We start from the raw sequence: 24,169 nt of genomic DNA, 5'->3' as shown, positions 1-24,169 counted from the left end.
TTTTAAAATAATAAATAGATTTAATTCTATATGGTTAAATCATAAGGTATGCTTATTGGAACTACATCAACTTTGCCTGAATATTGGCTTTCATTTACCAAGGCATTTTTCGTTTTATAAAATGTTATTGTTCTGTTCGCTTTTATGCATGTACCCATAACAATTCCGTTATCACATTCAAGTCCTGAAGGTATATCTAAGGACACTGTATATTTGGAATATTCGTTTATTGTGTTTATAGTATCTGCAAATATTCCTTCTACATCTCTTGTAAGTCCTATTCCGAATATTGCATCTATTACAGCATCGCTTCGCTGAATTTGTGCTTTTAATATTTCCAAATCGACTTCTTTATTTTTTATAAGTCTGTAAGAAAGTCCTATTTTTTTTATTATTTCAAGATTTGTTTTAAACTCATCAGTTTGTCTATCCATATCACCCACGATATTCAGATACACGAATTTTCCTGCCACAAATAATTGTCTTGCAAGTACAAGACCGTCACCACCGTTATTTCCTGTAGAGCATACTATTACATATGATTTGTAAGGTTCATCTTTCAACAGATAATAACTGCCTACACCTGCATTTTCCATAAGTATTATACTTGGTATGCCAAGATTTTCAGTAGCATAAGCATCTATTTTTTTCATATGTCTACTACTTATTATTCCATCCAAAAAAAACACCTCTTTTATTTATTGTATAATCTATTGATTTGTAAATTTAGCATTTTTACTATATATACATTTAATTAGGCATTAGTGTAATGATAATTTTTAATAAAATAATAGATGATTTATATTAATAATTCTATAAATAATTTTGTATTTTGTTAAATTTACAAAACACTATTTTTCTATCACTATATTCGGTTTTAATATGAGTATCCTATAAAAATAATTATTCCTTGTTTATATAATTTAATATAGTTGATTTTATATCCAAATAGAATATGAAATACTCAACATATAGAAAAAAAGTAAAAAACAGTACACCATATATACTATTTTTTACTTTAAATAAAATATTATTTTATCAATGCTTGTACTTTTTTAAAATCAGGATCTGCAGAAGTGTGTAAAACATCAAATAAAACAGTTTCAGTATTGGATATTACAGCTCCCATTTTTTGCATCATATCTATACCGTTCAGATAATTTTTTTCAGTTCTTGAGCCGACACAATCACTTATAAGTGTAACCTCATATCCGTTTGAAATCAAATCACGAGCAGTTTGATATACGCATACATGAGTTTCCACTCCAAGCATTATTATATGTGTTCTTTTATGTTTTTTAAGTAACTCTTTAAGTTCAGGAAGAAAAGCCGAAAATTGAACTTTTGAAATCAAATCATGATTTTTTGATGCAGACAATACATCTTCACTTGTAGGACCGAGAGCTTTCGGATTTTGCTCTGTAAATATAACAGGGATTGAAAATATATCAGCAAATTCAACCAATCTCTTTCCGTTAAGTTTTAAATCTTCTTCATTAAACATAGCTTTAAGAAGTTTGCCTTGTAAATCAATCACAAGCACTAAGCAATTATCTCTTGTAAGTCTATATTTTTCAGTAATATCTTTATCGTACATAAGACCTCCTATAATTAATAGAAAAAATAAATATATACAACTTAATAATAGCATAAAAATTGAATTTTGCATATACGATATAAATAAAAACAATAAGAATTAAATTCAATTAGTTAAGTTTTTTTATTATACTGTATGAAAAATATTTTATACTATTATCTGTTAAAATCTCATCTATTTTTTATATCTGGTTTGCTTTTTGTATAGCGATTGATTTGATTATTTTGATTATAAATAGCTTTTTAAACAGATTTTAGTATTAGATTAATTCACAATAGGTAAAATGACTTTTTATAATTTTTTTAATAAATTTTAATCAAAACCACCAGTTGAACTGGTGGTTTGCAAAGCCCTAAAAGGGCATTTTACTAGCTACCTCTCAAGAGGTATCGAATAGTCCGCCAATTGCATATTTTTTACAGGCTGCTGCTAAAGTAGCTTTTTATTTTGCCTATTTATTCTTGCTACCCGTAAACGGGTCAATGTATTCTTTAAATGATATCTGATCATTTATTATATCTTCTTGCAATTGGTTCTTTATATAATTCTCTATTACTTTTTTATTTCTTCCTACTGTATCTACATAATATCCTCTGCACCAAAAATGTCTGTTTCCATATTTATATTTTAAATTAGCATGTCTATCAAATATCATAAGACTACTCTTTCCTTTTAAATATCCTACAAATTGCGATACACTTAAACTTGGTGGTATACTCACTAACATGTGTATATGGTTCACACATGCTTGCGTTTGTATTATCTCTACTCCTTTTTGTTCACACAGCTTCCTTAATATTTTTCCTATGTCTACTTTTATTTTTCCATAGACTTCTTTTCTTCTAAATTTGGGAGCAAATACTATATGATACTGGCATCTCCACTTGGAATGTGATAAACTATTTATGTCTTTCATGACAAAAACCTCCTTTTGATTTTATTTTGGTTTTGGCGGACCAATTCTATTATATCAAAAGGAGGTTTTCTTTTATCTAAAGATTTTTATTCCCCCAGTAAAACTGGGGGTTTATTTTGCTTAAGCTACAATCAAAAAAACAAACTCACAGAAGTTGTTTTTCTGTGGTTTGTTTTCGGTCTGCCCAAATTTGAAATGATGTTTTTCTAATTAAAAATAATCACTCAAAATATTAAACAGCATATCATTAATATGTTGTTCTTTTATTGCTATGCGTATTGAGTTTTTTGATATGTTTTTGTAGTTGTTAAGTGTTCGTATCAATATGTTTTTTTCAAGTAATAATTTTTTTTGTAATTCTTGTGCGTTTTTATCGTGCAATGATATTGTAAAAAAAGGTGCGGATGAGTTTGTTATAGATATATTTTTTATGCTTGAATATTTGTTATATAATCTTTTGCTTTCGTTTGTGAAATAATTTTTGGTTTTTTCATAAAAATCGGAGTTCATATTGCTAATTTGTTTGACAACTTCTTCTGCCAATATATTTATGCTCCAAGGCTTTTTTATTTTTTCTAAAGCTCTATTTATATCTTTGTTTGAGCAAAATGTATATCCGAGTCTTGCGCCTGTCATTGCAAAAAATTTTGTAATTGCATTTAATATTATTAAATTATCATAGAGTTTTATATTACTAATAAGCGAAAAATTTTCATTATACATAAAATCTATGAATGTCTCATCTATGAGTAAAAAAATATTATTTTTTTTACAGAATTTTATGAGATTTTGTAGATTTGTTATTATTCCAGTAGGATTGTTTGGATTGCATAATATGAGTATGTCCGGAATATTAATATTTTCTTGCAGATATAGATTTTTAAAATCTTTTATGGTTGTATTTTCATCTATTTGATCAATTTTATTTATATCTAAATCTATAACATTTTTTTTATTTATCAGGCTTGCTCTTTCGTATTCACTAAAGGTAGGATTAAAAATGCCTATATTTTTGAATTCATCTAAAAGAAGCAGGTCATATATGAGTTCCGTGGCTCCGTTACCTACTTGTATATAGTTTTTGTCGATTTTATATAGGTGAGATATGTTTTCTTTTAGTTCGCTGTATTCTATATCCGGATATCTGTTTATTGAAAAACTTATATTTTCAGCTAATAATTCATAATTTATATGAGGTTTAAATATGTTTATATTTGAGCTGAAGTCTGTTATCTTATCTTCGTTTAAATTATATTTAATACATAATTGTTTTACATTTGCACCGTGTGTTGACAGCATAGTTTTCCTTTTTTAGATTTTTTTCTTTGGAACTAAATATTGATAAAAATGTGTTTTTATTCTACCGTTGTATATTTTGCGATTTTTTTGAAACGGTATGCCTATTTTATCACCGATTTCTTCGTCGGATGTGATTATATAGTATGAGAAATTATCCAAAGTTTTGAACAGTTTTTTCATATATGAATATAGTTGCTGTATTTCTTTTTCTTCTCCTATTCTGACTCCATAAGGTGGATTTGATATTATAAATCCGTTTGATTCTTGTATGTTTAAATCTTTTACGTCTTTAACTTCAAAGTTTATATGGTTTTCAACGCCTGCTATTTTGGCGTTATTTTTGGCTATTTCTATTGCATTTTTATCTTTATCGTATGCTTTTATGACAAAATCTTCGTCTTTTTCTTGTGATATATAATGTGAACGCATAGTGTTCCAAATTTTTTTGTCTATGAATGGCAATCTTTCACCTAAAAATTCTCTGTTTATACCTGCTTGTATATTGAGACCTATGAGTGCGGCTTCTATAGGTATTGTTCCTGAACCGCAGGTTATATCGTAAAACGGTCTTGATATATTCCAAGGGGTTGCTTCTACCATGAATGCGGCTATCGTTTCTCTTATAGGTGCTTCAACTGTTAATTCTCTGTATCCTCTTTTATGGAGCGATGATCCTGATGTATCTATATATAAATTAGCTATGTCGTTTTGTATTAGAATATTAAACGGTATTTCTATGTTGGAAGTTTCAGGTAATATATCTGTGTCAAACAATAATTTAAGTCTTTCCGCCATTGCTTTTTTTGCTATTGATTGTATTGTAGGTATTGATGTCAATTTTGATTTTACACTTTTGGCTTTTGCTATTGTAAATTTATAGTCTTTTTTTATATATTTTGAATAATTTATTGATTTTATACCTTGAAACAATTCTTCAAATGTGGATGCTTTAAACTGTCCTAATTGTATCAGCACTCTTTGTGCTGTTCTAAGGCATATATTGGATTTTACAATCATAATATCATCGCCCTTGAAGTGAACTCTTCCGTCTGTTATTTTTATGTCTTCCGCTCCGATTTTCTTTAATTCGTAGGCGACTGTTTTTTCTAATCCAAAAAGGCAGGGTGCTACCAAATTATACATTTTTTTCTTCCTCAATTTCTTCAGTTTCTATATATAGTATTTTGCCACAATGTGGGCATTCTATTATTTCATCTTGAGCAATTTTTTGAATAATGTCTTCTTCCAATTCTAAACCGCAGGATTTACATTTATTTTGGTCTATTTTAGACATTACTAATATGCTTTTTTGTCTTTTTTTGTCATATATGCTTAATGATACTGAATCTATTCCTTTTCTTATTTTTCTTATCTTTTTTTCTATAAAAGTTATTTTATCTTCATATTTGACTATTTTTGCATTTTGTAAAGATAGTTTTTTCAAAAAACTTTTTTCCATTTCGTTATAGTTTATCTTGTAGTCGTTCATTTCTTCTTTTAAGGCATCTACTTTTAGGAAAAATTCCAATATTTCTTTTTTTAAGATATTTCTTTCTTCTTCTATTTCTTTTTGTCTTTTCTTTTTGTCTTTTATATCTTTTGTTTCTTTTTTTGAGTTGGAGTACAAATATTTTATTATTTGGTTTAGTTCTTTTTCTTTTTTCAAGAGTTTTTCTTCGTTTTCAAAAATCTTATTTTTTAAGTTATTGGTGTTTTCAGTTATTTCATCTTCCATTGTTTTCATGTCTTGGAGCTTTTTTCTCTCGTCTTGGATATCTTTGCTTTCTGAAAGCACTCTTATTTTATTTCTTGCTTTTTCTATCAACAAGTAACCTTTTTGTATTCTTATTAATTCTTTATTCATTACAAAAGCCCCCGCTCACTTGCTTAAAAGGATTATCAAGTGATGTTGAAATATAAATTTCAATATTTTCATGCAAATTTTTATTTAAAAAAACTTGCATTGCATCACCGAAATGTTTTTCCGTACCATAATGTCCGGCATCTACTACAGATAGACCTGATTGATATAAGTCCTGTGATTCATGATATTTTAAATCGCCCGTTATATATAAATCTGCTTTTTTTGTGGCTATATCTATAAATTCCGAGCCTGATCCTGTAACTAATGCTATTGTTTTTATTAATTTATTGTTTTTTGATATAAGTCTTGCATCATTTATTTTTAGCTTTTCTTCTATATGTTTTAACAAGTCCAACGCATACATAGGTTTATTAAGTGTAGCAATACGTCCAAATTCGCTGTCTTCAGTATTTTCGCCAAGTGGAAGTATGTCTTTAACATCTAATAAAGAAATCACATGGTCATTAAGTCCGCCTCGTATCAAATCGAAGTTGGTATGTGCTGTATACAAAGCTATATTATTTTTTATAAGTTTTATTATCCAGTTTTGTTTTAATTCGTCTGATATAACCGTTTTTATAGGAGAAAATATCAATGGGTGATGTGTTATTATAAGATTGGAGCCATTTTTTATTGCATCGTCTATGACATTATCGCACAGTTCTAATGATAATGTAATTTTTGTAACTTCGCTATCAAGCTCTCCTATTAATAAACCTACATTGTCCCAGTTGCAAGCTATATCTTTTTTTAAAATAATATCAAGCTTTTGGGTAAGTTCCCCAAGTTTCATAATATATATCCTCCATATTTTTAAGTCTGTCTTTAAGAAAGTCTATATGCTGTTGCTCGACTGATTTTTTACTTAGTTCGTTTATCAAAATTTTTATTTTTTCGATATTGTTTCTTATAATTTTTGATAGTAACTCAGATTTTTTTTCTATATTTATAATTCCGAATTCCATATATATATCTTTGTGTTTAGCGATTTTATCATATCTGTCATCTATTTTGTGATGTTTTTCAGCTATTATTATATGGTATATTTTATTGTTTTCTTGCATTACATATTCATCTGTTATTTTAAAATTATTTTCATATAGATAATATCTTAACTCTTTTGCTTGTTGTACAGGTTGTAAAATTAAAACAGGTTTTTTATTTATAAATTTATTTGAGTAGGAAGTTTCAAGTATTTTGGATATAAGTATTCCTCCCATGCCGGCTATTATAACACCGTCTGCTTCATCTATATCAAGAATGTCTATACCGTTTCCTAATCTTGTATCTATTACATTTTCAAAATGGTTTTTTATAATTATGTCTTTAGCTTTTTGCAAAGATTGTTTGGAGATGTCGCTTGCTATTATTTTTTTTGCTCTTGATTTTTTTATTAAATTAACAGGTATGTAACCATGGTCAGTACCTATGTCTGCTATTGTGTCCAAAATAGGTACAACATCTATTATATATTGTAATCTTTCGCTTATCATATGAAATCCTCGAATATAGATTAATATTTCAGTAAACTAAGTTTATGAGTAAAATTGTTTATAATTTATGAAATGTTATAAAATTTGGTAAGTAAATATAAATTACTATGTTAATATAAAATTATTATTTTGAAAATTCAATTTTTTAATAAATTTATTTACAAAAATATCTATATTAATTATATCACCAATTAATCTTTTTTTCAATTTATAAAATATTGATATTGCATAATATATGGGCTTTAGATTGTTATTTTATCAAATAAGCGATAGGTTATTATTGAAAAGCCTATTAAAAAAGAGAATATTTTATGAGATAATTATATATATTTTTATTAATATGATTTTAAATTAATAATTTGGATAAAATATAAAGAAGTAAGGTAAAAAGTAAAGTATAGTAATATTGTATTTTTTTTGTAAAAAAAATAAAAAACTATTAAATTTTCTTTAAATTAATATTAAGTTATGATATAATTGAGATGTATAACCTTGTGCAAGTTTTTGTAATGTTTGCACAATTTTATAGATAGCTCTTTGAATTTAGCCATAAAATTCTTTGAGCTTTGATTTTGCTCAATTTCAGAGCAATAATTATATTTTTTTATTTTAAGGGGGAGGAGTTTGTATTGGAAAATGCTATTATCAAAGCTGTTACACAAGCTGAAGATGAATGCAGCAAGCTTCAAGAAGATGCACTTGTAGAAAAAGAACGCATAATACATGAGGCTAAAGAAAAGACAAAAAGCATGGAAAAAGATTTTGAAAATTTCAAGAAAGACAAACGAAGACAGTTGAATGACGACTCTAAATTAAAAAATGACGAAGAGATGAAAAAAGCAGTTGAAGATGCAAAAAAAGAGATTGAAGAGCTTAGAAATATTGTAAAGGAAAAAGAGCAAGGAGCAATTTCCTTAGTCATATCTTGTGTAGCTTAATTCTAACTCAAAACAAGAAAGTTTGGGAGGTGTTATTTTATGGCTAAGCTGCAAATGCAGCGTGTATATTTATGTGCATTGAAAAAAGATAAAAAAGATATTTTAGAAACTCTTCAAAGATTGGAAATGGTGGAAGTAAGACATTTTTCTCAAGAGTATGTTGCAAATAATGCAGATGATGAAGACGTTTTATCTACAAAAGAGCAAGTGAGAAAAAACATAGATAATGCGAAAGATGCTATGGAGATTTTAAAAACATTTGCTAAAAACAGCATATCTGAGCCGTTTTTTCTAAATGGAAGAAAAGAAATGTCTGAAGAGGAATATAGCAATTATTTCTTAACAGAATATAAAAATGATGCAAAATTGGCAAGAGATATTGTTAGTTCCAACAAGACAATAAAAGAGAAAAAGAGTGAGATATCTCAATTAAATGCTAAACTTGAGTCTTTAAAGCCATGGGAAAACTTGAATGTACCTTTGGATTTTGAAGGAACAAAGACAACGAAGCTTTTTATAGGAACGCTTCCTAATAATTTATCTAAAATTCAGATAGAAGAGATGATTATAGATAAATTGTCCGGTTCTCAAAAAAAGGTGGAGGATATACCTTTTGAACTTGAAGTGGTATCGTCTATAGATGTGCTTACGTATTTCACGCTAATATGTTTAAAAAGAGATGAAAATTCAGTATATGAAGCACTTAGAATGTCAGGATTTATACCACCTGTGGTAGATGGCGATAAGACCGTATCTGAAATGAAAAAAGATATTTTAGAAAAAATTGAGCATTGTCAAAATGAAGTATCTTCTTTGGAAAAGGAGATTATTTCAAGGGTAGATAAAGTAGACAATATCAGATTTTTGATGGATTATGAAAGTTTGAGAGCTGACAGCTTGGATACATTTTCCAAATTACATCAGTTAAATAAAACTTTTGTATTGAAGGGATATATTCCTAAAAAATATATTGATGATTTAAAACATGCACTTACTTCAAAGTATATGGTAGATTTGCAATTTGAAGATGTATCTCAGGATGACGAAGATGCTCCTGTACTCCTTCAAAATTCAGTTTTAGCTTCTCCGGTAGAGGGTGTACTTGAGTCTTATTCTTTACCATCAGCTAAAGACATAGACCCTACTTCTGCTGTGGCTATATTTTACTATTTCATGTTCGGACTTATGCTTTCAGATGCAGGATATGGATTGGTAATATTTATTGCATCTGTTCTTGGACTTGTAAAATTCAAGGATACGCTCGAAGAGGGATGGAGAAAAACGCTTAGAATGTATGCTTTGGCAGGTGCATTTACGATATTCTGGGGAGTTCTGTTTGGAAGTTACTTCGGAGATTTATTTGATGTAATAGCTATAAAATTCTTTAATATGGATTTAGGTGGAAGACATATATTGGCTCCTGCTTGGTTTGAACCTGTTAAAGAACCTATGAGATTGCTCACATTCTCTCTTATAGTAGGTATAATACATCTTTTTGCAGGTATGTTCTTAAAAGCTGTACAATATGCGAAACAAAAAAATTATATGGGAATAATATCAGATGTAGTGCTTTGGTATGTTCTACTTGTAGGTTGTATAGCGTTGTTGGTAAGAACAGATATGTTGGGTAATATATTTGGATATAATTATGAATCTATACCTGTTGTAGTGGGTATTGCAGGAAAATATCTTGCTATAATAGGAGCTATAGGAATAGTAGTAACAAATGGAGACTCAAAAAATATAGGAGCAAGATTAGGTCAAGGTTTATATGCTTTATATGGTATATCAAGCTATTTAAGTGATGTGCTTTCATACTCAAGACTTCTTGCCTTAGGACTTGCAACAGGCGTAATAGCATCTGTAATAAATATGATGGCTGGTATGGTAGTGGACGCATCAGGAAAAGTAGTAGGCGGAGTATTATTTGCTATAATAATATTAGGCGGACATATATTTAACTTAGGAATAAATGCACTTGGTGCATATGTTCATACAAACAGATTACAATATGTAGAATTTTTTGGCAAATTCTATGAAGGTGGAGGTTCAAAATTTAATCCACTAAGAATGAATACAAAATATTTTAAATTTAAGGAGAGTAGAAAAAATGTCTAATTTAGAAAATATGGGAGTAGTTTATGCATTATTAGGAGCAGCACTTGCAACATTGTTGGCAGGTATAGGTTCAGCTATAGGGGTAAGAAAAGCAGGACAAGCAGCAGCAGGAGTAGTATCTGAAGATCCTTCACAGTTCAGTAAAGTTTTGGTATTGCAACTTTTACCTGGTACACAAGGTATATATGGTCTACTTATAGCGTTTATAACACTTACACAAATAGGTATATTAGGTGGAAGCGCAGAAATGTCAACTGCAAAAGGTCTTTTATATTTGGCAGCTTGTCTACCTATAGCTATAGTTGGTCTTATGTCAGGTAAATACCAAGGTGAAGTGTCAGTAGCAAGTATAATGCTTGTAGCAAAAAAACCGGATCAATTCGGTAAAGCGATGATATTCCCGGCAATGGTTGAAACATATGCGGTTCTTGCACTTCTTGTATCAATACTTGCAGTAAACGGAGTTGGAGCATTAGCTATATAACAATAGTTAATCACAATTTAGATAAAAAAATTGTTGGGAGGATATAAGATGACTGGATTGGAAAAAATCCTCGATGAAATAAAAGCGCAAAGCAGACAAACTGTTGAACAGATAGAGTCTGAAGGAAGAAAAATTGCTGATGATATGATAAAAGAGCAGGAAGAAAAGATTAGCTCAAAAAAAGCTGTTTTTGAAAAAGATCTTGAACAAACTTCTAAACTTGACTTAGAAAAAGGCATATCATCTGCTATATCTCAAAAGAAAAAAATGATACTTGAAGAGAAACAAAACATTATATCCGATATAATAGAAAAATCTAAAAATTATATAAAGAATCTTTCAAAAGATGAATATATGAAATTCCTTGAAAAAATAGCATTAAAATACGCTCATAAAGAAGAAGGAAAAATTAGATTGACAGCATCTGATAAGGATAGTATCGGTCAAGAGTTAGTTTCAAGATTAAATGCAAAGTTATCTGAAAATTCAAAAGGAACTCTTGTATTAGATGATCAAGTTTCTAATGAAAAATCAGGATTTGTGATAATATATAAAGATGTAGAAGAAAATTGTTCACTTGAAGCCATTTTTTCTGAGAAAAGAGAGTTACTTGAAGATAAGATAAATTCATTTTTATTTAATTAAGAAGGAGGCTATAAATGTCTAATAATGAGCATATATATGCCGTTGCAAGAATAAGGGCAAAAGAAGTGAACCTTCTTGATTCATCAGTAATAGAACAATTAATATCATCTAATTCCGTTGAATCTATGAACAGAATACTTGTAGATAAGGGATGGGGAGACGGCAGCGAGAAATTGGATAATATACTTTCTGTTGAAAGTGATAAGATATGGTCATTGATGAGAGAAATGTTTGAGGATATGAGTATATTTGATACTCTTAGAATTGAAAAAGACTTTCATAATTTAAAGGCTGCTATAAAATCTGAATATGCTAAAGTAAACGATAATTCAATATATCTAAAAAACGGTTCTATATCTGTAGATGAAGTTGTAGATGCAGTAAAAAATAAAAATTTCAGCAATCTCCCAGATAAAATGGCAGATTATGCACTGGAAGCATATGAAATTATGTTTAAAACTGGTGATGGACAACTTTGCGATATGGTTTTGGATAAAGGCTGTTTGGAATGTATGATAGAATTGTCTAAGAAAAGCGGAAATCAATTATTAATAGAATATGCTCAGATGAAAGTAGTAATCGCAGATATTAAAATAGCTATAAGAGGAGCAAAAACAGGAAAAGACAGGAAGTTTTTTGATATGGCATTGGTGCCTTGCGATAAAATAGATATAAATGTACTTGCAGATATGGCGGTGCAAGGCGTAGAAAATATATATTCATATTTGGAAACTACTGATTTTAAGGAAGCTGTAGATGCTATAAAAACTGATTTTGCTGTCTTTGAATGTTGGTGCGACAATCAGATAATAAATGCCATAAGAAAAGAAAAATATACACCTATGACGATTTCTCCTATAATAGCATATATTTTAGCAAGAGAAAATGAAATAAAGACAGTAAGAATACTTACAGTAGCTAAAAGAAATGATTTAAAACCAGAAGAAGTTAAAAAGAGAATGAGGGATATGTATGTATAAAATAGCAGTTATGGGTGATATGGAGAGTGTTCAAGGTTTTGCAACACTTGGGCTTGATACCTATGCGGTAGAAAGTGATGAACAGGCTATTGAGGTATTTAAGAAACTTACAGGAGATAACTATGGAGTAATATATTTGACAGAAGCACTTCAAGAAAAGCTTGAAAAATATATAGATAATTATGCCAATGTATATCTTCCTGCTATAATACCTATTCCGGGAATAACCGGAAATACAGGTAAGGGTATTCTTAATGTTAAAAAATCTGTTGAAAGAGCAGTTGGATCTGATATTATTTTCGGTAATGATTAAAATATAAGAAGGTGATTTGATAAAATGAGCAAAGGAATCATAAAAAAAGTAGCAGGACCGCTTGTTATAGCATCAGGAATGAGAGATGCCAACATGTATGACGTTGTCCGTGTAAGTAATGAAAGACTTATAGGTGAAATAATAGAAATACATGGTGATGAAGCGTCTGTGCAAGTATATGAAGAAACTTCAGGACTGAAACCGGGAGAACCGGTAGAGTCTACAGGAGTTCCACTTAGTGTTGAGCTTGCTCCCGGACTTATCGGAGGAATGTTTGACGGTATACAAAGACCACTTGAAGGAATAATGAAAAAGGCCGGAACAAATTTGGCAAGAGGTGTCGAAGTACCGTCACTTGATAGAGAAAAGAAATGGGATTTCAAAGCATCAGTATCAGTAGGAGATTACGTAGAACAAGGTGACATAATAGGTACAGTTCAAGAAACTGAAGTAGTTGAACAAAGAATAATGGTACCTTATAAAATAAAGGGAAAAGTAAAATCCATAAATTCAGGAAGTTATACAATCGAAGATACTATAGCTGTTTTGGAAGATGAAGATGGAAAAGAAATAAATATAACTATGTTGCAAAAATGGCCTGTTAGAAATGAAAGACCATATAGCAAAAAATTGCCACCACAAATGCCGCTTATGACAGGACAAAGAGTAATAGATACATTGTTCCCTGTTGCAAAAGGTGGAGTTGCAGCAGTTCCTGGACCTTTCGGAAGCGGTAAGACAGTTGTTCAGCATCAGCTTGCAAAATGGGCGGATGCAGATATAGTTGTATATATAGGTTGTGGAGAACGTGGAAATGAGATGACAGACGTTCTTAACGAGTTTCCTGAGTTGGTTGACCCTAAAACGGGAAAATCACTTATGGAAAGAACTGTGCTTATAGCAAATACCTCAGATATGCCGGTTGCAGCTCGTGAAGCATCAATATATGTCGGTATAACTATTGCAGAATATTTTAGAGATATGGGATATTCAGTAGCGCTTATGGCTGACTCTACATCAAGATGGGCGGAAGCTCTTAGAGAAATGTCAGGTAGACTTGAAGAAATGCCGGGTGAAGAAGGTTACCCTGCATACCTTGGAAGTAGATTGGCACAATTCTATGAAAGAGCAGGACTTATATATTCACTTGGTCAAAATCCAAGACAAGGTGCATTATCTGCCATAGGAGCTGTTTCACCTCCTGGAGGAGACATATCTGAACCTGTATCACAGGCAACACTTAGAATAGTAAAAGTTTTCTGGGGATTGGATTCAAACTTGGCATATAGAAGACATTTCCCTGCTATAAACTGGTTGACAAGTTATTCATTATATACTGACAGTTTAGGAGAATGGTTTAATACTGAAGTTGATGAAAAATGGATGGAGTTAAGAGCAAGATTTGTTCTTATGCTACATGAAGAGTCAGAATTGGAAGAAATAGTTAAACTTGTCGGTATGGACGCATTGTCATCAATAGATAGATTGAAATTGGAGGCGGCACGTTCAATAAGAGAAGACTATTTGCACCAAGTAGCTTTCCATGAAGTAGACACATATACATCAGCTAAGAAACAGTTTAAAATGATGAAATTGATATTGGAATTCTATGATGAAGCCGTAGAAGCGCTTAACAATAATGTCAAGATAGATAAAATAGTAAAAATGCCTATAAGAGAAAAAATAGGTAGATTTAAATACACTCCTGAATCAGAAGTAGATACAGTATTTGAAAACATATCAAAAGAGCTTAAAGAAGATATCAAAAATCTTATTAGCAATAAGGAGGAAGAATAATGGCAAAAGAATATAGAACGATACAAGAAGTTGCCGGCCCTCTTATGCTGGTAAAAGATGTAGAAAATGTTGCGTATGATGAATTAGGCGAAATAGAGCTTGCCAACGGAGAAAAAAGGCGTTGTAAGGTTTTGGAAATAGACGAAGGAAATGCCTTAGTTCAGTTATTTGAAAGCTCTACAGGAATAAACCTTTCAAACAGTAAAGTTAGGTTTTTAGGTAGAAGTATGGAGCTTGCAGTATCTCCTGATATGTTGGGACGTGTTTTTGACGGCTTAGGAAGACCTATAGATGGAGGGCCTGAAATATTGCCTGACAAAAGATTGGATATAAACGGCTTGCCTATAAATCCTGCGGCAAGAGATTATCCGCAAGAATTTATACAAACAGGAGTATCAGCAATAGACGGTCTTAATACACTTGTTAGAGGACAAAAATTGCCTATATTTTCTGCCAGTGGTCTTCCACACTCAAAATTGGCTGCACAGATAGCAAGACAGGCACAAGTTAGAGGTACTACAGAACCTTTTGCCGTTGTATTTGCTGCCATGGGTATAACATTTGAAGAATCCAACTTCTTCACAGAAAGCTTTAGACAAACAGGTGCGTTGGATAGAACAGTAATGTTTGTGAATCTTGCGAATGACCCGGCTGTTGAGAGAATATCAACACCGAGAATGGCTCTTACAGCAGCAGAATATTTGGCATTTGAGCAAAATATGCACGTTCTTGTAATATTGACAGATATAACTAACTATGCCGATTCACTTCGTGAGGTATCAGCAGCACGTAAAGAAGTACCTGGACGTAGAGGATATCCAGGATATATGTATACAGACCTTGCCACTATGTATGAAAGAGCAGGAAGAAAGAAAGGCTCAAAGGGAAGTATAACAATGATACCTATACTTACAATGCCTGAAGATGACAAAACTCACCCAATTCCTGACCTTACAGGTTATATAACAGAAGGACAGATAATCTTAACTCGTGACCTATATAGACAAAACTTGACACCACCTGTAGACGTATTGCCGTCATTGTCACGTTTGAAAGATAAAGGTATAGGAGAAGGAAAAACAAGAAAAGATCATGCAGATACTATGAACCAGTTATTTGCCGCATATGCCAGAGGTAAAGAGGCAAAAGAACTGATGGTCGTACTTGGAGAGGCTGCACTTACAGATATAGACTTGTTATATGCTAAATTTTCAGATGCCTTTGAAAAAGAATATGTATCACAAGGCTATGAAACAAACAGAACAATAGAAGAAACACTTAATTTAGGTTGGAAACTCCTTTCAATACTACCAAGAGCAGAATTAAAAAGAATAAAAGATGAATATCTTGATGAATTCTACGGAAAATAAAACTAATAATATTTAAATTGGTAAAAAGGAGGCGAGATTTTGGCAAGCAAGACCGTAAACCCTACCAGAATGGAACTTACAAGACTCAAAAAAAAGCTGAAAACTGCTACAAGAGGTCATAAACTTTTGAAAGACAAAAGAGATGAGCTTATGAAACAATTTCTTGATTTGGTCAGAGTAAACAAAGTTCTAAGGGAAAATGTTGAAGAAAAAATAAAAAAAGCCAATAAGCAATTCGCACTTGCCTCAGCAAGTATGTCAGAAGAAATATTGAAAGTTGCTATAATGGCTCCAAAACAAGAAGTATATCTTGATGTTAAGAGCAGAAATGCTATGAGCGTCACAATCCCTGTATTTGAAACGAAAACCAAAACTGCGGATTCAAATGACGTATATTCATACGGTTATGCTTTTACATCGGCGGAATTGGATGATTCTGTAAAAGAATTATCAGATATTTTACCTGATTTGCTCAAATTGGCTGAATGTGAAAAATCTTGTCAGCTTATGGCAAGCGAGATAGAAAAAACAAGAAGAAGAGTAAACGCATTAGAGCATGTTATGATACCAGAAATGCAAAGAAATATCAAGTATATAGTTATGAAACTTGATGAAAATGAAAGAAGTACACAGATAAGACTTATGAAAGTCAAAGATATGGTGCTTGAGGATAAACACCATTATAAAGATAAATAAAGAAACAAACAAATAAATATCCACCAGCATAGCTGGTGGATATTTATTTGTTATACTATCAATGATAATGCCTAATAGAATAATAGATATTATTTTATATAATGTTCAAAATTTTTAGTATAAACTAATTTTCAGCTTGGATTTTTTCGTGAATTTTTTTTGCTACGTGTACACCGCTGGCTGATGCTTGTGATAGTGAGTGTGTAACTCCTGAGCCGTCACCTATGACGTATAGATTTTTTATTTTTGTCTCTAAATTACTGTCTACTTCTACATTTGAATTATAGAATTTTACTTCAACTCCATATAATAATGTGTCGTTGTTGGCTGTTCCCGGAGCTATTTTATCCAACGCTTCTATCATTTCTATTATTGAGTCGAGTTGTCTTTTTGGTATTACAAGGCTCAAATCTCCTGGTGTGGCATTAAGTGTAGGTACTATAAAACTTTTTTCTATTGAGCGTTGTGTACTTCTTTTGCCTCTTTTTAAATCACCGAATCTTTGTAAAAGGACACCACCACCTAACATATTTGAAAGGCGTGCTATAGATTCTCCGTATTCATTGCTGTTTTTGAATGGCTCGGTAAATGTATTGCTTACAAGTAATGCAAAATTTGTATTTTCTGTGTGAAGTGAAGGGTCTGAATATGAGTGTCCGTTTACAGTTACAACTCCGTTAGTATTTTCGGCTACTACTTCTCCGTACGGATTCATACAAAATGTTCTTACAAGGTCATTGTATTTTCTTGTTTGATATACTATTTTGCTCTCATAAACTTCGTCAGTTATATGTTTGAACACTTCTGCCGGTAATTCCACTCTAACTCCAATATCAACTTTATTTTTTGTAGTAGGTATTTTCATCTTGTCGCATATGTTTCCTATCCATTTTGAACCGGAGCGACCTGCTGCAAGTATTACATATTTTGATTTAAATTCTTGTTTTTTGTCAGTTTGTATATAGAACTCATTATCTTTGTATTCTATATTTTCAGCAGTTGTATTATAAAGCATATCAACTTTTTTGCTTATATATGCTGATATTTTTTCCAATATCTTTACATTTCTGTCTGTTCCAAAATGTCTTACTTTTGCTTCCAATAGATGTAAGTCATTTTTTATAGCCATAGTCTTTATATTGGTTTTTGAAGTTGAATATAATTTTGACTCGTGACCGTCGATATTACATAGCACTTCATCTACATATTCCATATAATCAAGAGCTTCTTTTTTTCCTATATATTTATATAAATCTCCACCAAAATTGTTAGTTATATTATATTTACCGTCTGACAAACTGCCTGCACCGCCAAAGCCTTTCATTATGTTACAAGGCGTACACTTAATACAGTTTTTAACCTTTCCTTCAGAGATAGGACAGGTTCTTTTTTCTATAGGATTACCTGAATCAATCATAAGAATTTTTGCATTCGTATCCATTTTTGTAAATTCATATGATGCAAATACACCGCTTGCACCTGCACCTATTATAACAATATCATAACGTTCCAAGTGAAACCTCCAAATAATATTTATAGTTTAATATTTTTTAAATGTAATACTAATACCTGATCAGATAGTGGATATTTTCAATTTATAATTATTAAAAAACTAATTATTATTTTTTATAATGTCCATTAATCGAATAGGTATTAGTATAATGCTATTATGCAAAAAATATACACTTACATTTAAAATTAATAGCTTCTAAATATAAGTGTATATCAAAAAACTGATTTGTTCAAGTTTTTACGACTAAAATAAGAATTATTTTTTTTAATTTGTCTCAAAAGTTCATTATTTGTTAATTATTTTGAATAGAATCATTCATAATAATGCTTGCAAGCTTGAAATCAAATATATCATCTATATCTATGGAACGCATCTTAGGCATCACATATGCGTAGCTTTTATTTGAGTATATGTCGGATACGCTGAAAAGATGAGAGATTTTTATTATATATAATGCGCCGTTTATTCTGTAATAAGTAGGTATTTCCTGTCTTGGAATTTTGACAACTAAAGGATTGATAAAATTTTCCATAGAGTTATCACTGGGTAATGTGTTTGCCCATAATGGACTGTGGTCCATTTCGCATACACCTGTTACTAAATTTGCATTTTTTTCTTGCATTATTTTATAGCCGTTTTTTATATCTTCTGCTGTTCTAAGAGGGGATGTGGGTTGAAGTAATGTTGCTGTATCAAAAGTTTTTCCCATTTTCTTATAATGCAAAATCACATCTTTTACTACGTCCCAAGATGAAGCATTGTCATTTGAAAGTAAATCATTTCGCAGAAATGGTACACTCGCACCGAATGATATTGCGATATCGGCATATTTTTGAGAATCTGTGCTCACCATTATTTCATCGAACATTTTTGATTTTATGGCTGCATTTATTGAATAATATAATAGGGGTTTTTTGTTTAAAAATTTGATATTTTTATCTTTAAGACCTTTTGAACCGGATCTTGCCGGTATGATAGCTATATTTTTCACTCATTTACCTCACAATCATAAAAACTTTTTTTAAGGTCTATATTTTCTCTTAGCATATATTTTTTTAGAATTTTTATTATTTTATCTGATGAATTTCCGTCTCCGTATGGATTTACTGTATTTTTGGAAATATCAATAAATTCATTTTCCGTTGCTCTATCTATTGCTTTTTGTATAGATGATTTATCAGGTAAACAATCTATAATACTGCTTGCTTTTTGCCTACCTTTTTGCCTGTCTCCTATATTTATTGTTGGGATTTTGAATGTAGGTGCTTCTAAAAGTCCGCTTGATGAATTTCCTATTACAAAGGAGCAATATTTTAAAGCACTTAAATATCTGAGCATACCAAGTGATGTGAATACATATATGTTATCTGTTTTTTTTTCGTATTCGTCTAATATTTTGTTTATCATTCTTCCGTTTGCGTCAGCATTTGATTTTGTGAAGATGAAATTTATATTTTCGTATTCACTGCATACATCAAGTAAATTTGTAATCTGTGCTTTTGCAGTTTTATCTTCGAGTGTTACAGGGTGAAAAGTGGCTATTGCATATTTTTTATCCAAGCTTATATTTAATGAAACTTCCAATTCTTTTTTTGTGAGGAGTTTTTCGTTGAGTATGTTTTCTATGCCGAGTGCACCTACATTAAATACTCTGTTTGGATGTTCACCGAGTTGTATAACTCTTTTTCTATATTCATCTGTGCTTGTAAAATGAAGGTAGCTAAGTTTAGTTATTGAATGGCGTATTACATCGTCTATTGCTCCTTCGGTTTTTTCTCCTCCATAAAGATGTGCGATTGGAATTTTTTCATTCATTGCTACAAGTGATACAGCTAAAGTTTCATATCTGTCACCTAAGACTATCAACAAATTTGGTTTAAGAGATGAAAAATAATCTGCAAAGCTAATCATGGCAAGCCCCATAGATTTTGAAACGGACGAAGATGTGTCAGAGCTTAGAAGTATTTCTATTTTTTTGTCTATGATAAATCCGTCTTGCTCTATCTCTTTGTAAGTTAGTCCGAATTCTTGTGATAAGTGCATACCTGTAGCGACTATTCTTATATCAAATTCTCCTATTTTACTGAGTTTTTTTATAAGGGGTTTTAAAAGTCCGTATTCTGCTCTTGTTGCAGTAAGCACACTTATTATTTTTTTCATATTTCTATCAACTCATCTTCTTTAAAATCTTTTATGGCTTCTTGACCTAATATTTCAAACCATTTCATAGGACTTATACCGTTTCCGGGTCGTTTAACGGTCAAATTTTCTTGTGTAAATATTTCGCCTTTTTTTATATCTCTTTTTGCAATAATGCTTTTTCTTGCAACTGATATATTTTTTTTCTCGCTTTCAGCTAATTTTTTTATACCGTCGCCTAATGCAGACTCTACATTTCTTATGGATTCAACCATTTTTTTTAGTTCATAAGGCTCTAAGCTGGCTTTATGGTCAGGTCCTTGCATATTTTTATCAAGGGTAAAGTGTTTTTCTATTACGGTAGCACCTAATGCGACTGCGGATATAGGTATTTCTATGCCTTTTGTGTGATCTGAATAACCTATGTTCACATTAAATTCATCTTTTATTGTCAGCATAGCTTTTAAGTTTACATCTGTGAATGGAGCAGGGTATTCTGTTGTGCAGTGCAAGACGGTTATATTGCCGGCTCCGTTTGTTTTTAAAACTGAAAGAGCGTTTTGTATGTCTTCCATGGTGCTCATTCCTGTCGATAGAATTATATCTTTTCCTAAATTTGCTATTTTTATAAGATAAGGCAGGTTAGTTATCTCTCCGGATGGTATTTTCCATACATTCATATCGAGTGAGCTAAGAAAATCTATGCTGTCAAAATCAAAAGCTGTTGATAAAAATTGTATGTTTTTTGCTTTACAATAATTATTTAATTCTATAAAATCTGAAAAAGAAAGCTCGAGTTTTTTGAGCATATTATATTGGGATTCGCTTGCATTATTTGTATTTTGTTTTTGATATTCGGCTTTTACTGCTGTTTTTGAAACTATATTTTCTGCCATAAATGTCTGGAATTTTATACAATCTACACCTGCATTTTTTGCTTCATCTACTAATTTTTTTGCAAGCTTTAAACTTCCGTTGTGATTTACACCTGCTTCTGCAATTATAAATACGCCCATATTACCTCCGTTTTTTGCGTTTATAGTAGTTAACTTTCAAATTTATTTATAAAACTGTATTAATCTAAATATTTTTTTAAAAATTGTATTAATTAGTTCTATATATTTTTTATTTCCTTACAGGGATTACCGTATGCCAACTTATTATCTCCCATGTTTTTTGTTATGACACTTGCTATTCCTATAATAGTATTTTTTCCTATTGTCAAATTGTTTCGTATCGTGGAGTTAGAACCTATATGTGTATTTTTATTAATAGTTACATTTCCGCCTAAAACCGTACCTGAGGCAATATGAACAAATTCTTTGATTACACAGTCATGCTCTATTATTGCGCCTGTGTTTATTATACACCCGTTTTCTATTATGCTTCCTGAGTTTATAACAGATTTTTTACCAACAAATATACCTTTTTGCAGTTTTGCATATCTGCTTATTACGGCGGATTTATCTATTATATTTGGAATTTCAAAACCTATCTTATCTATCATATCAAATAATTTTATTCTTATTTTAGGATTTCCGATACTTCCTAAAGATATAAAGGCATATTTATATCCTTGAGAGTATAGTCTTGCAATATCATCGTCTGAACCTATTATTTTTATGCCCATTATGGATTTTCCTATGTTTTCTTTTTTATCTATTATGGAAATATCATAATCTTCATATTGTAATAAGCTGTCCAATATTACTTTACAGTGACCTCCGCCACCTATGAGAAGAATTTTTTTATTCATTGTCTTCTAACCTTTTTCTCATTTTTTCCATTTCATCGAATTGTCCCATATCCATCCAATTTTTTTCACCTATAGGGAATATTCCTATTCTTTCACCTTGTTTTCTGTATTTATCTACAACATCGGGAAAACCTATGGATTTATTTTGTTCCAATTCTTCTATAACTCTCGACTCTACTATATACATACCTGTATTTGTAAAAAATAATATTTCCGGTTTTTCTTTTATGTTGTCAATTTCGCCATTTTCATTTATTTCTACAACTCCATATGGTATTTTAATATTTTTCAATGAACATACCATTGTTATGAGGTTGTTTTTTTCTTTGTGATAATTATATATAGTATCATAGTTTTCTTCTATAAGTATATCGCAGTTTGACAGTATAAAAGTAGAGTTTATTTTGCCTTTTAACAGGCTGAGACCTCCACCTGTACCGAGCGGAATATCCTCGTCTATATAGTTTACGTTATAATTTTTAGTTATTTCATTAAAATATGCTTTGATCATATTTTTTTTGTGATTTACGATTAGATAGAAATTATTCATACCATAACTGTTAAATTTATTTATGATATGTTCGACTATTGGTATTTCACCTATTGGAATGAGCGGTTTTGGAAGTATTTTTGTGTATGGATACAGTCTTGTACCTTTTCCGCCTGCCATAATAACAACAGGTATATTTAACTTGTGTTCCAAGCCTATCTTTTCATCATTCCAAAATACTATGGATACTATGTTTTTGTTCTCATCCACTATTGGAAGTGCATCAACTTTATATTTTTTGAGATATTTTCTTGAATCAACTTCATCTTTAATATAAATATATTTTGGATTATAGTTTGCTATGTCTTTTACTTTGGCTACCAAATTACCTTTTTTCAGTATCCATCTTCTTATGTCCCCATCTGTTATGACTGCGACAAATTTATTATCTCTTACTACAAACAGATTTTTTTTTGCAACTTCATCCAACTGTGCCATGGCTTCAAGCATAGTGGCATTTTCATCTATTAAAAATTCTTGAACATTCATTGCTATAACCTCTTATCTTATATTTGAGATTTTTTATTCTACTGTTTTTAGACATTCTATAACATATTCGATGTCTTGTTTATAAAGATTTGAACTGCATGGTATGTTTACAATGTGATTGATATATTTTTTTGCTGTTTCTATTTTGTATGATATGCTGTTTTTATATGGTAATTGTTCATTTATAAGTCCCCATATAGGTCTTGTCTGTACATTTTTGCTTAGAAGATATTTTATTACACCGTCTTTATCAAGTGAATAATTCTCATCTACATATAGTGAATAAAACCAGTAGTTAGGTCTTATATTTTCTTTGAAATCAAGTATTTTTAATCCTTTAATATTTTTTATGGAGTTTTTATAAAATTCATAGTTGTCTTTTTTTGTTTGAATAAATTTTTCAAGTTGTTCTAATTGTGCTAAACCAAGTGCGGCTTGTAAGTTAGTCATACGATAATTGTATCCTATTTCATCATGAGTATAATATAATTCATCGCTTTTTGCCTGTGTTGTCAGATGTTTTGCTCTTTTCAATAAGTCTTCATCATCAGATATAATCATACCTCCACCGCCTGTAGTTATTATCTTATTTCCGTTGAATGAGTATATTCCGATATTTCCTATAGTTCCTGCATATTTTCTGGCATATCTTCCTGATGTATAGTATGTGCCTATTGCCTCTGTTGCATCTTCAACAACTTTGAGGTTGTATTTGTTTGCAATATCCATTATTTTTTCCATATCTGCCATATTTCCGAATACATGCACAACTATCAATGCTTTTATAATTTTTTTTGTATTTTTATTTATGAGTTTGCCGTTTTCAAATACACATTCATTTTTACAAAAATCTTCCAATTTGTCAGGGTCTAATGTCAAAGAATCGTCACAATCCATAAAAATAGGCTCTGCTCCTAAATATTTTACAGGGTTTACAGCCGCTATGAATGTAAGTGTAGGAACTATGACTTCATCGTCATTTTTTACATCACAAAGTTTAAGAGCTATGTGTATACCGGAAGTTCCGTTTTGGCAAGATACCGCACCTTTGCATTTTGAGTATTGTGCGATTTTTTCTTCAAAATCGTTAACAAAAGGTCCGCCTGTAGATACCCATTCTTCTTTTACTGCTTTTGTTACATAATCAAGCTCATTTCCCTTTAAATTGGGAACTGACAAAGGAATAAATTTATTACTCATAAAAAGCCTCCA

The 24,169-nt window shown here is 30.7% G+C and carries 24 protein-coding genes; 9 read left to right on the top strand and 15 right to left on the bottom strand.

All coding sequences use genetic code 11. The features are described from left to right. Nucleotides 1-26: 26 nt before the first annotated feature. The 8 genes from HMPREF9630_RS02340 to HMPREF9630_RS02305 form a co-directional block, all read right to left on the bottom strand. Nucleotides 27-689: an NAD(P)H-hydrate epimerase gene (locus HMPREF9630_RS02340; protein WP_242824672.1), complete on the bottom strand. Its 663-nt coding sequence runs from the start codon at nucleotides 687-689 to the stop codon at nucleotides 27-29. Nucleotides 690-1,030: 341 nt separating this feature from the next. Continuing rightward, nucleotides 1,031-1,597: an isochorismatase family protein gene (locus HMPREF9630_RS02335; protein ID WP_009526935.1), complete on the bottom strand. Its 567-nt coding sequence runs from the start codon at nucleotides 1,595-1,597 to the stop codon at nucleotides 1,031-1,033. A 451-nt stretch (nucleotides 1,598-2,048) separates the two neighbouring features. Further along, nucleotides 2,049-2,513: an IS200/IS605 family transposase gene (gene tnpA / locus HMPREF9630_RS02330; RefSeq protein WP_009526934.1), complete on the bottom strand. Its 465-nt coding sequence runs from the start codon at nucleotides 2,511-2,513 to the stop codon at nucleotides 2,049-2,051. Nucleotides 2,514-2,723: 210 nt separating this feature from the next. Next, nucleotides 2,724-3,812, bottom strand: coding sequence for a pyridoxal phosphate-dependent aminotransferase (locus HMPREF9630_RS02325; protein WP_009526933.1), 1,089 nt, complete (start codon nucleotides 3,810-3,812; stop codon nucleotides 2,724-2,726). Nucleotides 3,813-3,824: 12 nt separating this feature from the next. Continuing rightward, nucleotides 3,825-4,955, bottom strand: a complete 1,131-nt coding sequence (locus HMPREF9630_RS02320; protein WP_009526932.1) for a THUMP domain-containing class I SAM-dependent RNA methyltransferase — start codon at nucleotides 4,953-4,955, stop codon at nucleotides 3,825-3,827. Further along, nucleotides 4,948-5,676: a hypothetical protein gene (locus HMPREF9630_RS02315; RefSeq protein WP_009526931.1), complete on the bottom strand. Its 729-nt coding sequence runs from the start codon at nucleotides 5,674-5,676 to the stop codon at nucleotides 4,948-4,950. The genes HMPREF9630_RS02320 and HMPREF9630_RS02315 overlap by 8 nt, the downstream gene beginning before the upstream one ends. Then, nucleotides 5,669-6,469: a Nif3-like dinuclear metal center hexameric protein gene (locus tag HMPREF9630_RS02310; RefSeq protein ID WP_009526930.1), complete on the bottom strand. Its 801-nt coding sequence runs from the start codon at nucleotides 6,467-6,469 to the stop codon at nucleotides 5,669-5,671. Before HMPREF9630_RS02310 ends, HMPREF9630_RS02315 begins: the two co-directional genes overlap by 8 nt. Then, on the bottom strand, nucleotides 6,438-7,169 hold the full coding sequence (locus HMPREF9630_RS02305) for a tRNA (adenine(22)-N(1))-methyltransferase (protein WP_009526929.1): 732 nt from the start codon (nucleotides 7,167-7,169) through the stop codon (nucleotides 6,438-6,440). Before HMPREF9630_RS02305 ends, HMPREF9630_RS02310 begins: the two co-directional genes overlap by 32 nt. Before the next feature lie 629 nt (nucleotides 7,170-7,798). On the opposite strand from HMPREF9630_RS02305, the gene HMPREF9630_RS02300 reads away from it, so the two are divergent. Genes HMPREF9630_RS02300 through HMPREF9630_RS02260 form a run of 9 tightly spaced genes read left to right on the top strand, consistent with a single transcriptional unit; the run spans nucleotide 7,799 to nucleotide 16,510 of the window. Beyond that, nucleotides 7,799-8,107 (top strand): hypothetical protein, encoded by a 309-nt coding sequence (locus HMPREF9630_RS02300; protein ID WP_009526928.1) that lies wholly within the window; start codon nucleotides 7,799-7,801, stop codon nucleotides 8,105-8,107. 39 nt (nucleotides 8,108-8,146) lie between these two features. Next, the gene (locus HMPREF9630_RS02295; protein ID WP_009526927.1) at nucleotides 8,147-10,225 is read left to right on the top strand and encodes a V-type ATP synthase subunit I; all 2,079 of its coding nucleotides are present in this window, start codon (nucleotides 8,147-8,149) and stop codon (nucleotides 10,223-10,225) included. Beyond that, entirely contained in the window at nucleotides 10,218-10,709 is a 492-nt protein-coding gene (locus tag HMPREF9630_RS02290) for a V-type ATP synthase subunit K (RefSeq protein WP_009526926.1), read from the top strand. The genes HMPREF9630_RS02295 and HMPREF9630_RS02290 overlap by 8 nt, the downstream gene beginning before the upstream one ends. 48 nt (nucleotides 10,710-10,757) lie before the next feature. After that, nucleotides 10,758-11,354 (top strand): V-type ATP synthase subunit E, encoded by a 597-nt coding sequence (locus HMPREF9630_RS02285; protein ID WP_009526925.1) that lies wholly within the window; start codon nucleotides 10,758-10,760, stop codon nucleotides 11,352-11,354. A gap of 14 nt (nucleotides 11,355-11,368) precedes the next feature. Then, nucleotides 11,369-12,334, top strand: a complete 966-nt coding sequence (locus HMPREF9630_RS02280) for a V-type ATPase subunit (RefSeq protein WP_009526924.1) — start codon at nucleotides 11,369-11,371, stop codon at nucleotides 12,332-12,334. After that, nucleotides 12,327-12,647, top strand: a complete 321-nt coding sequence (locus tag HMPREF9630_RS02275) for a V-type ATP synthase subunit F (protein ID WP_009526923.1) — start codon at nucleotides 12,327-12,329, stop codon at nucleotides 12,645-12,647. Before HMPREF9630_RS02280 ends, HMPREF9630_RS02275 begins: the two co-directional genes overlap by 8 nt. A gap of 24 nt (nucleotides 12,648-12,671) precedes the next feature. Further along, the gene (locus HMPREF9630_RS02270) at nucleotides 12,672-14,444 is read left to right on the top strand and encodes a V-type ATP synthase subunit A (protein WP_009526922.1); all 1,773 of its coding nucleotides are present in this window, start codon (nucleotides 12,672-12,674) and stop codon (nucleotides 14,442-14,444) included. Next, complete coding sequence (locus HMPREF9630_RS02265) at nucleotides 14,444-15,814, top strand: V-type ATP synthase subunit B (protein WP_009525650.1); 1,371 nt, start codon at nucleotides 14,444-14,446, stop codon at nucleotides 15,812-15,814. The genes HMPREF9630_RS02270 and HMPREF9630_RS02265 overlap by 1 nt, the downstream gene beginning before the upstream one ends. A gap of 39 nt (nucleotides 15,815-15,853) precedes the next feature. After that, entirely contained in the window at nucleotides 15,854-16,510 is a 657-nt protein-coding gene (locus tag HMPREF9630_RS02260; RefSeq protein ID WP_009525649.1) for a V-type ATP synthase subunit D, read from the top strand. A 124-nt stretch (nucleotides 16,511-16,634) separates the two neighbouring features. On the opposite strand, the gene HMPREF9630_RS02255 is transcribed toward HMPREF9630_RS02260, so the two are convergent. From HMPREF9630_RS02255 to HMPREF9630_RS02225, 7 genes are all read right to left on the bottom strand, one after another. Beyond that, a complete protein-coding gene (locus HMPREF9630_RS02255) occupies nucleotides 16,635-18,023 on the bottom strand; it encodes an NAD(P)/FAD-dependent oxidoreductase (protein WP_009526921.1) in 1,389 nt (462 codons plus the stop codon). 292 nt (nucleotides 18,024-18,315) lie between these two features. Beyond that, the gene (locus tag HMPREF9630_RS02250) at nucleotides 18,316-19,014 is read right to left on the bottom strand and encodes an acylneuraminate cytidylyltransferase family protein (RefSeq protein ID WP_009526920.1); all 699 of its coding nucleotides are present in this window, start codon (nucleotides 19,012-19,014) and stop codon (nucleotides 18,316-18,318) included. Then, the gene (gene neuC / locus HMPREF9630_RS02245) at nucleotides 19,011-20,183 is read right to left on the bottom strand and encodes a UDP-N-acetylglucosamine 2-epimerase (RefSeq protein WP_009526919.1); all 1,173 of its coding nucleotides are present in this window, start codon (nucleotides 20,181-20,183) and stop codon (nucleotides 19,011-19,013) included. Before neuC ends, HMPREF9630_RS02250 begins: the two co-directional genes overlap by 4 nt. Then, nucleotides 20,180-21,178 carry an N-acetylneuraminate synthase gene (gene neuB / locus HMPREF9630_RS02240; RefSeq protein ID WP_009526918.1) on the bottom strand — a complete coding sequence of 333 codons (999 nt, stop codon included), beginning with the start codon at nucleotides 21,176-21,178 and terminating at the stop codon, nucleotides 20,180-20,182. The genes neuC and neuB overlap by 4 nt, the downstream gene beginning before the upstream one ends. A 98-nt stretch (nucleotides 21,179-21,276) precedes the next feature. Next, nucleotides 21,277-21,918 (bottom strand): acetyltransferase, encoded by a 642-nt coding sequence (locus HMPREF9630_RS02235; RefSeq protein WP_009526917.1) that lies wholly within the window; start codon nucleotides 21,916-21,918, stop codon nucleotides 21,277-21,279. Further along, nucleotides 21,911-22,957 carry a sugar phosphate nucleotidyltransferase gene (locus HMPREF9630_RS02230; protein WP_009526916.1) on the bottom strand — a complete coding sequence of 349 codons (1,047 nt, stop codon included), beginning with the start codon at nucleotides 22,955-22,957 and terminating at the stop codon, nucleotides 21,911-21,913. The genes HMPREF9630_RS02235 and HMPREF9630_RS02230 overlap by 8 nt, the downstream gene beginning before the upstream one ends. A gap of 33 nt (nucleotides 22,958-22,990) precedes the next feature. Further along, nucleotides 22,991-24,157, bottom strand: a complete 1,167-nt coding sequence (locus HMPREF9630_RS02225; protein WP_009526915.1) for a LegC family aminotransferase — start codon at nucleotides 24,155-24,157, stop codon at nucleotides 22,991-22,993. Nucleotides 24,158-24,169 lie beyond the last annotated feature (12 nt).

The organism is Peptoanaerobacter stomatis (assembly GCF_000238095.2).
Lineage (GTDB): Bacteria > Bacillota > Clostridia > Peptostreptococcales > Filifactoraceae > Peptoanaerobacter > Peptoanaerobacter stomatis_A.
Note: the sequence above shows the minus strand (reverse complement) of the source record. Positions and strands in the feature narration are given on the sequence as shown.

Excerpts from the sequence above, each read along its gene's own strand:
- HMPREF9630_RS02335 (WP_009526935.1), bottom strand. The coding sequence starts at position 1,597 with ATGTACGATAAAGATATTACTGAAAAATATAGACTTACAAGAGATAAT.
- tnpA (WP_009526934.1), bottom strand. The coding sequence starts at position 2,513 with ATGAAAGACATAAATAGTTTATCACATTCCAAGTGGAGATGCCAGTAT.
- HMPREF9630_RS02325 (WP_009526933.1), bottom strand. The coding sequence starts at position 3,812 with ATGCTGTCAACACACGGTGCAAATGTAAAACAATTATGTATTAAATAT.
- HMPREF9630_RS02320 (WP_009526932.1), bottom strand. The coding sequence starts at position 4,955 with ATGTATAATTTGGTAGCACCCTGCCTTTTTGGATTAGAAAAAACAGTC.
- HMPREF9630_RS02315 (WP_009526931.1), bottom strand. The coding sequence starts at position 5,676 with ATGAATAAAGAATTAATAAGAATACAAAAAGGTTACTTGTTGATAGAA.
- HMPREF9630_RS02310 (WP_009526930.1), bottom strand. The coding sequence starts at position 6,469 with ATGAAACTTGGGGAACTTACCCAAAAGCTTGATATTATTTTAAAAAAA.
- HMPREF9630_RS02305 (WP_009526929.1), bottom strand. The coding sequence starts at position 7,169 with ATGATAAGCGAAAGATTACAATATATAATAGATGTTGTACCTATTTTG.
- HMPREF9630_RS02295 (WP_009526927.1), top strand. The coding sequence starts at position 8,147 with ATGGCTAAGCTGCAAATGCAGCGTGTATATTTATGTGCATTGAAAAAA.
- HMPREF9630_RS02290 (WP_009526926.1), top strand. The coding sequence starts at position 10,218 with ATGTCTAATTTAGAAAATATGGGAGTAGTTTATGCATTATTAGGAGCA.
- HMPREF9630_RS02285 (WP_009526925.1), top strand. The coding sequence starts at position 10,758 with ATGACTGGATTGGAAAAAATCCTCGATGAAATAAAAGCGCAAAGCAGA.
- HMPREF9630_RS02280 (WP_009526924.1), top strand. The coding sequence starts at position 11,369 with ATGTCTAATAATGAGCATATATATGCCGTTGCAAGAATAAGGGCAAAA.
- HMPREF9630_RS02275 (WP_009526923.1), top strand. The coding sequence starts at position 12,327 with ATGTATAAAATAGCAGTTATGGGTGATATGGAGAGTGTTCAAGGTTTT.
- HMPREF9630_RS02270 (WP_009526922.1), top strand. The coding sequence starts at position 12,672 with ATGAGCAAAGGAATCATAAAAAAAGTAGCAGGACCGCTTGTTATAGCA.
- HMPREF9630_RS02265 (WP_009525650.1), top strand. The coding sequence starts at position 14,444 with ATGGCAAAAGAATATAGAACGATACAAGAAGTTGCCGGCCCTCTTATG.
- neuC (WP_009526919.1), bottom strand. The coding sequence starts at position 20,183 with ATGAAAAAAATAATAAGTGTGCTTACTGCAACAAGAGCAGAATACGGA.
- neuB (WP_009526918.1), bottom strand. The coding sequence starts at position 21,178 with ATGGGCGTATTTATAATTGCAGAAGCAGGTGTAAATCACAACGGAAGT.
- HMPREF9630_RS02235 (WP_009526917.1), bottom strand. The coding sequence starts at position 21,918 with ATGAATAAAAAAATTCTTCTCATAGGTGGCGGAGGTCACTGTAAAGTA.
- HMPREF9630_RS02230 (WP_009526916.1), bottom strand. The coding sequence starts at position 22,957 with ATGAATGTTCAAGAATTTTTAATAGATGAAAATGCCACTATGCTTGAA.
- HMPREF9630_RS02225 (WP_009526915.1), bottom strand. The coding sequence starts at position 24,157 with ATGAGTAATAAATTTATTCCTTTGTCAGTTCCCAATTTAAAGGGAAAT.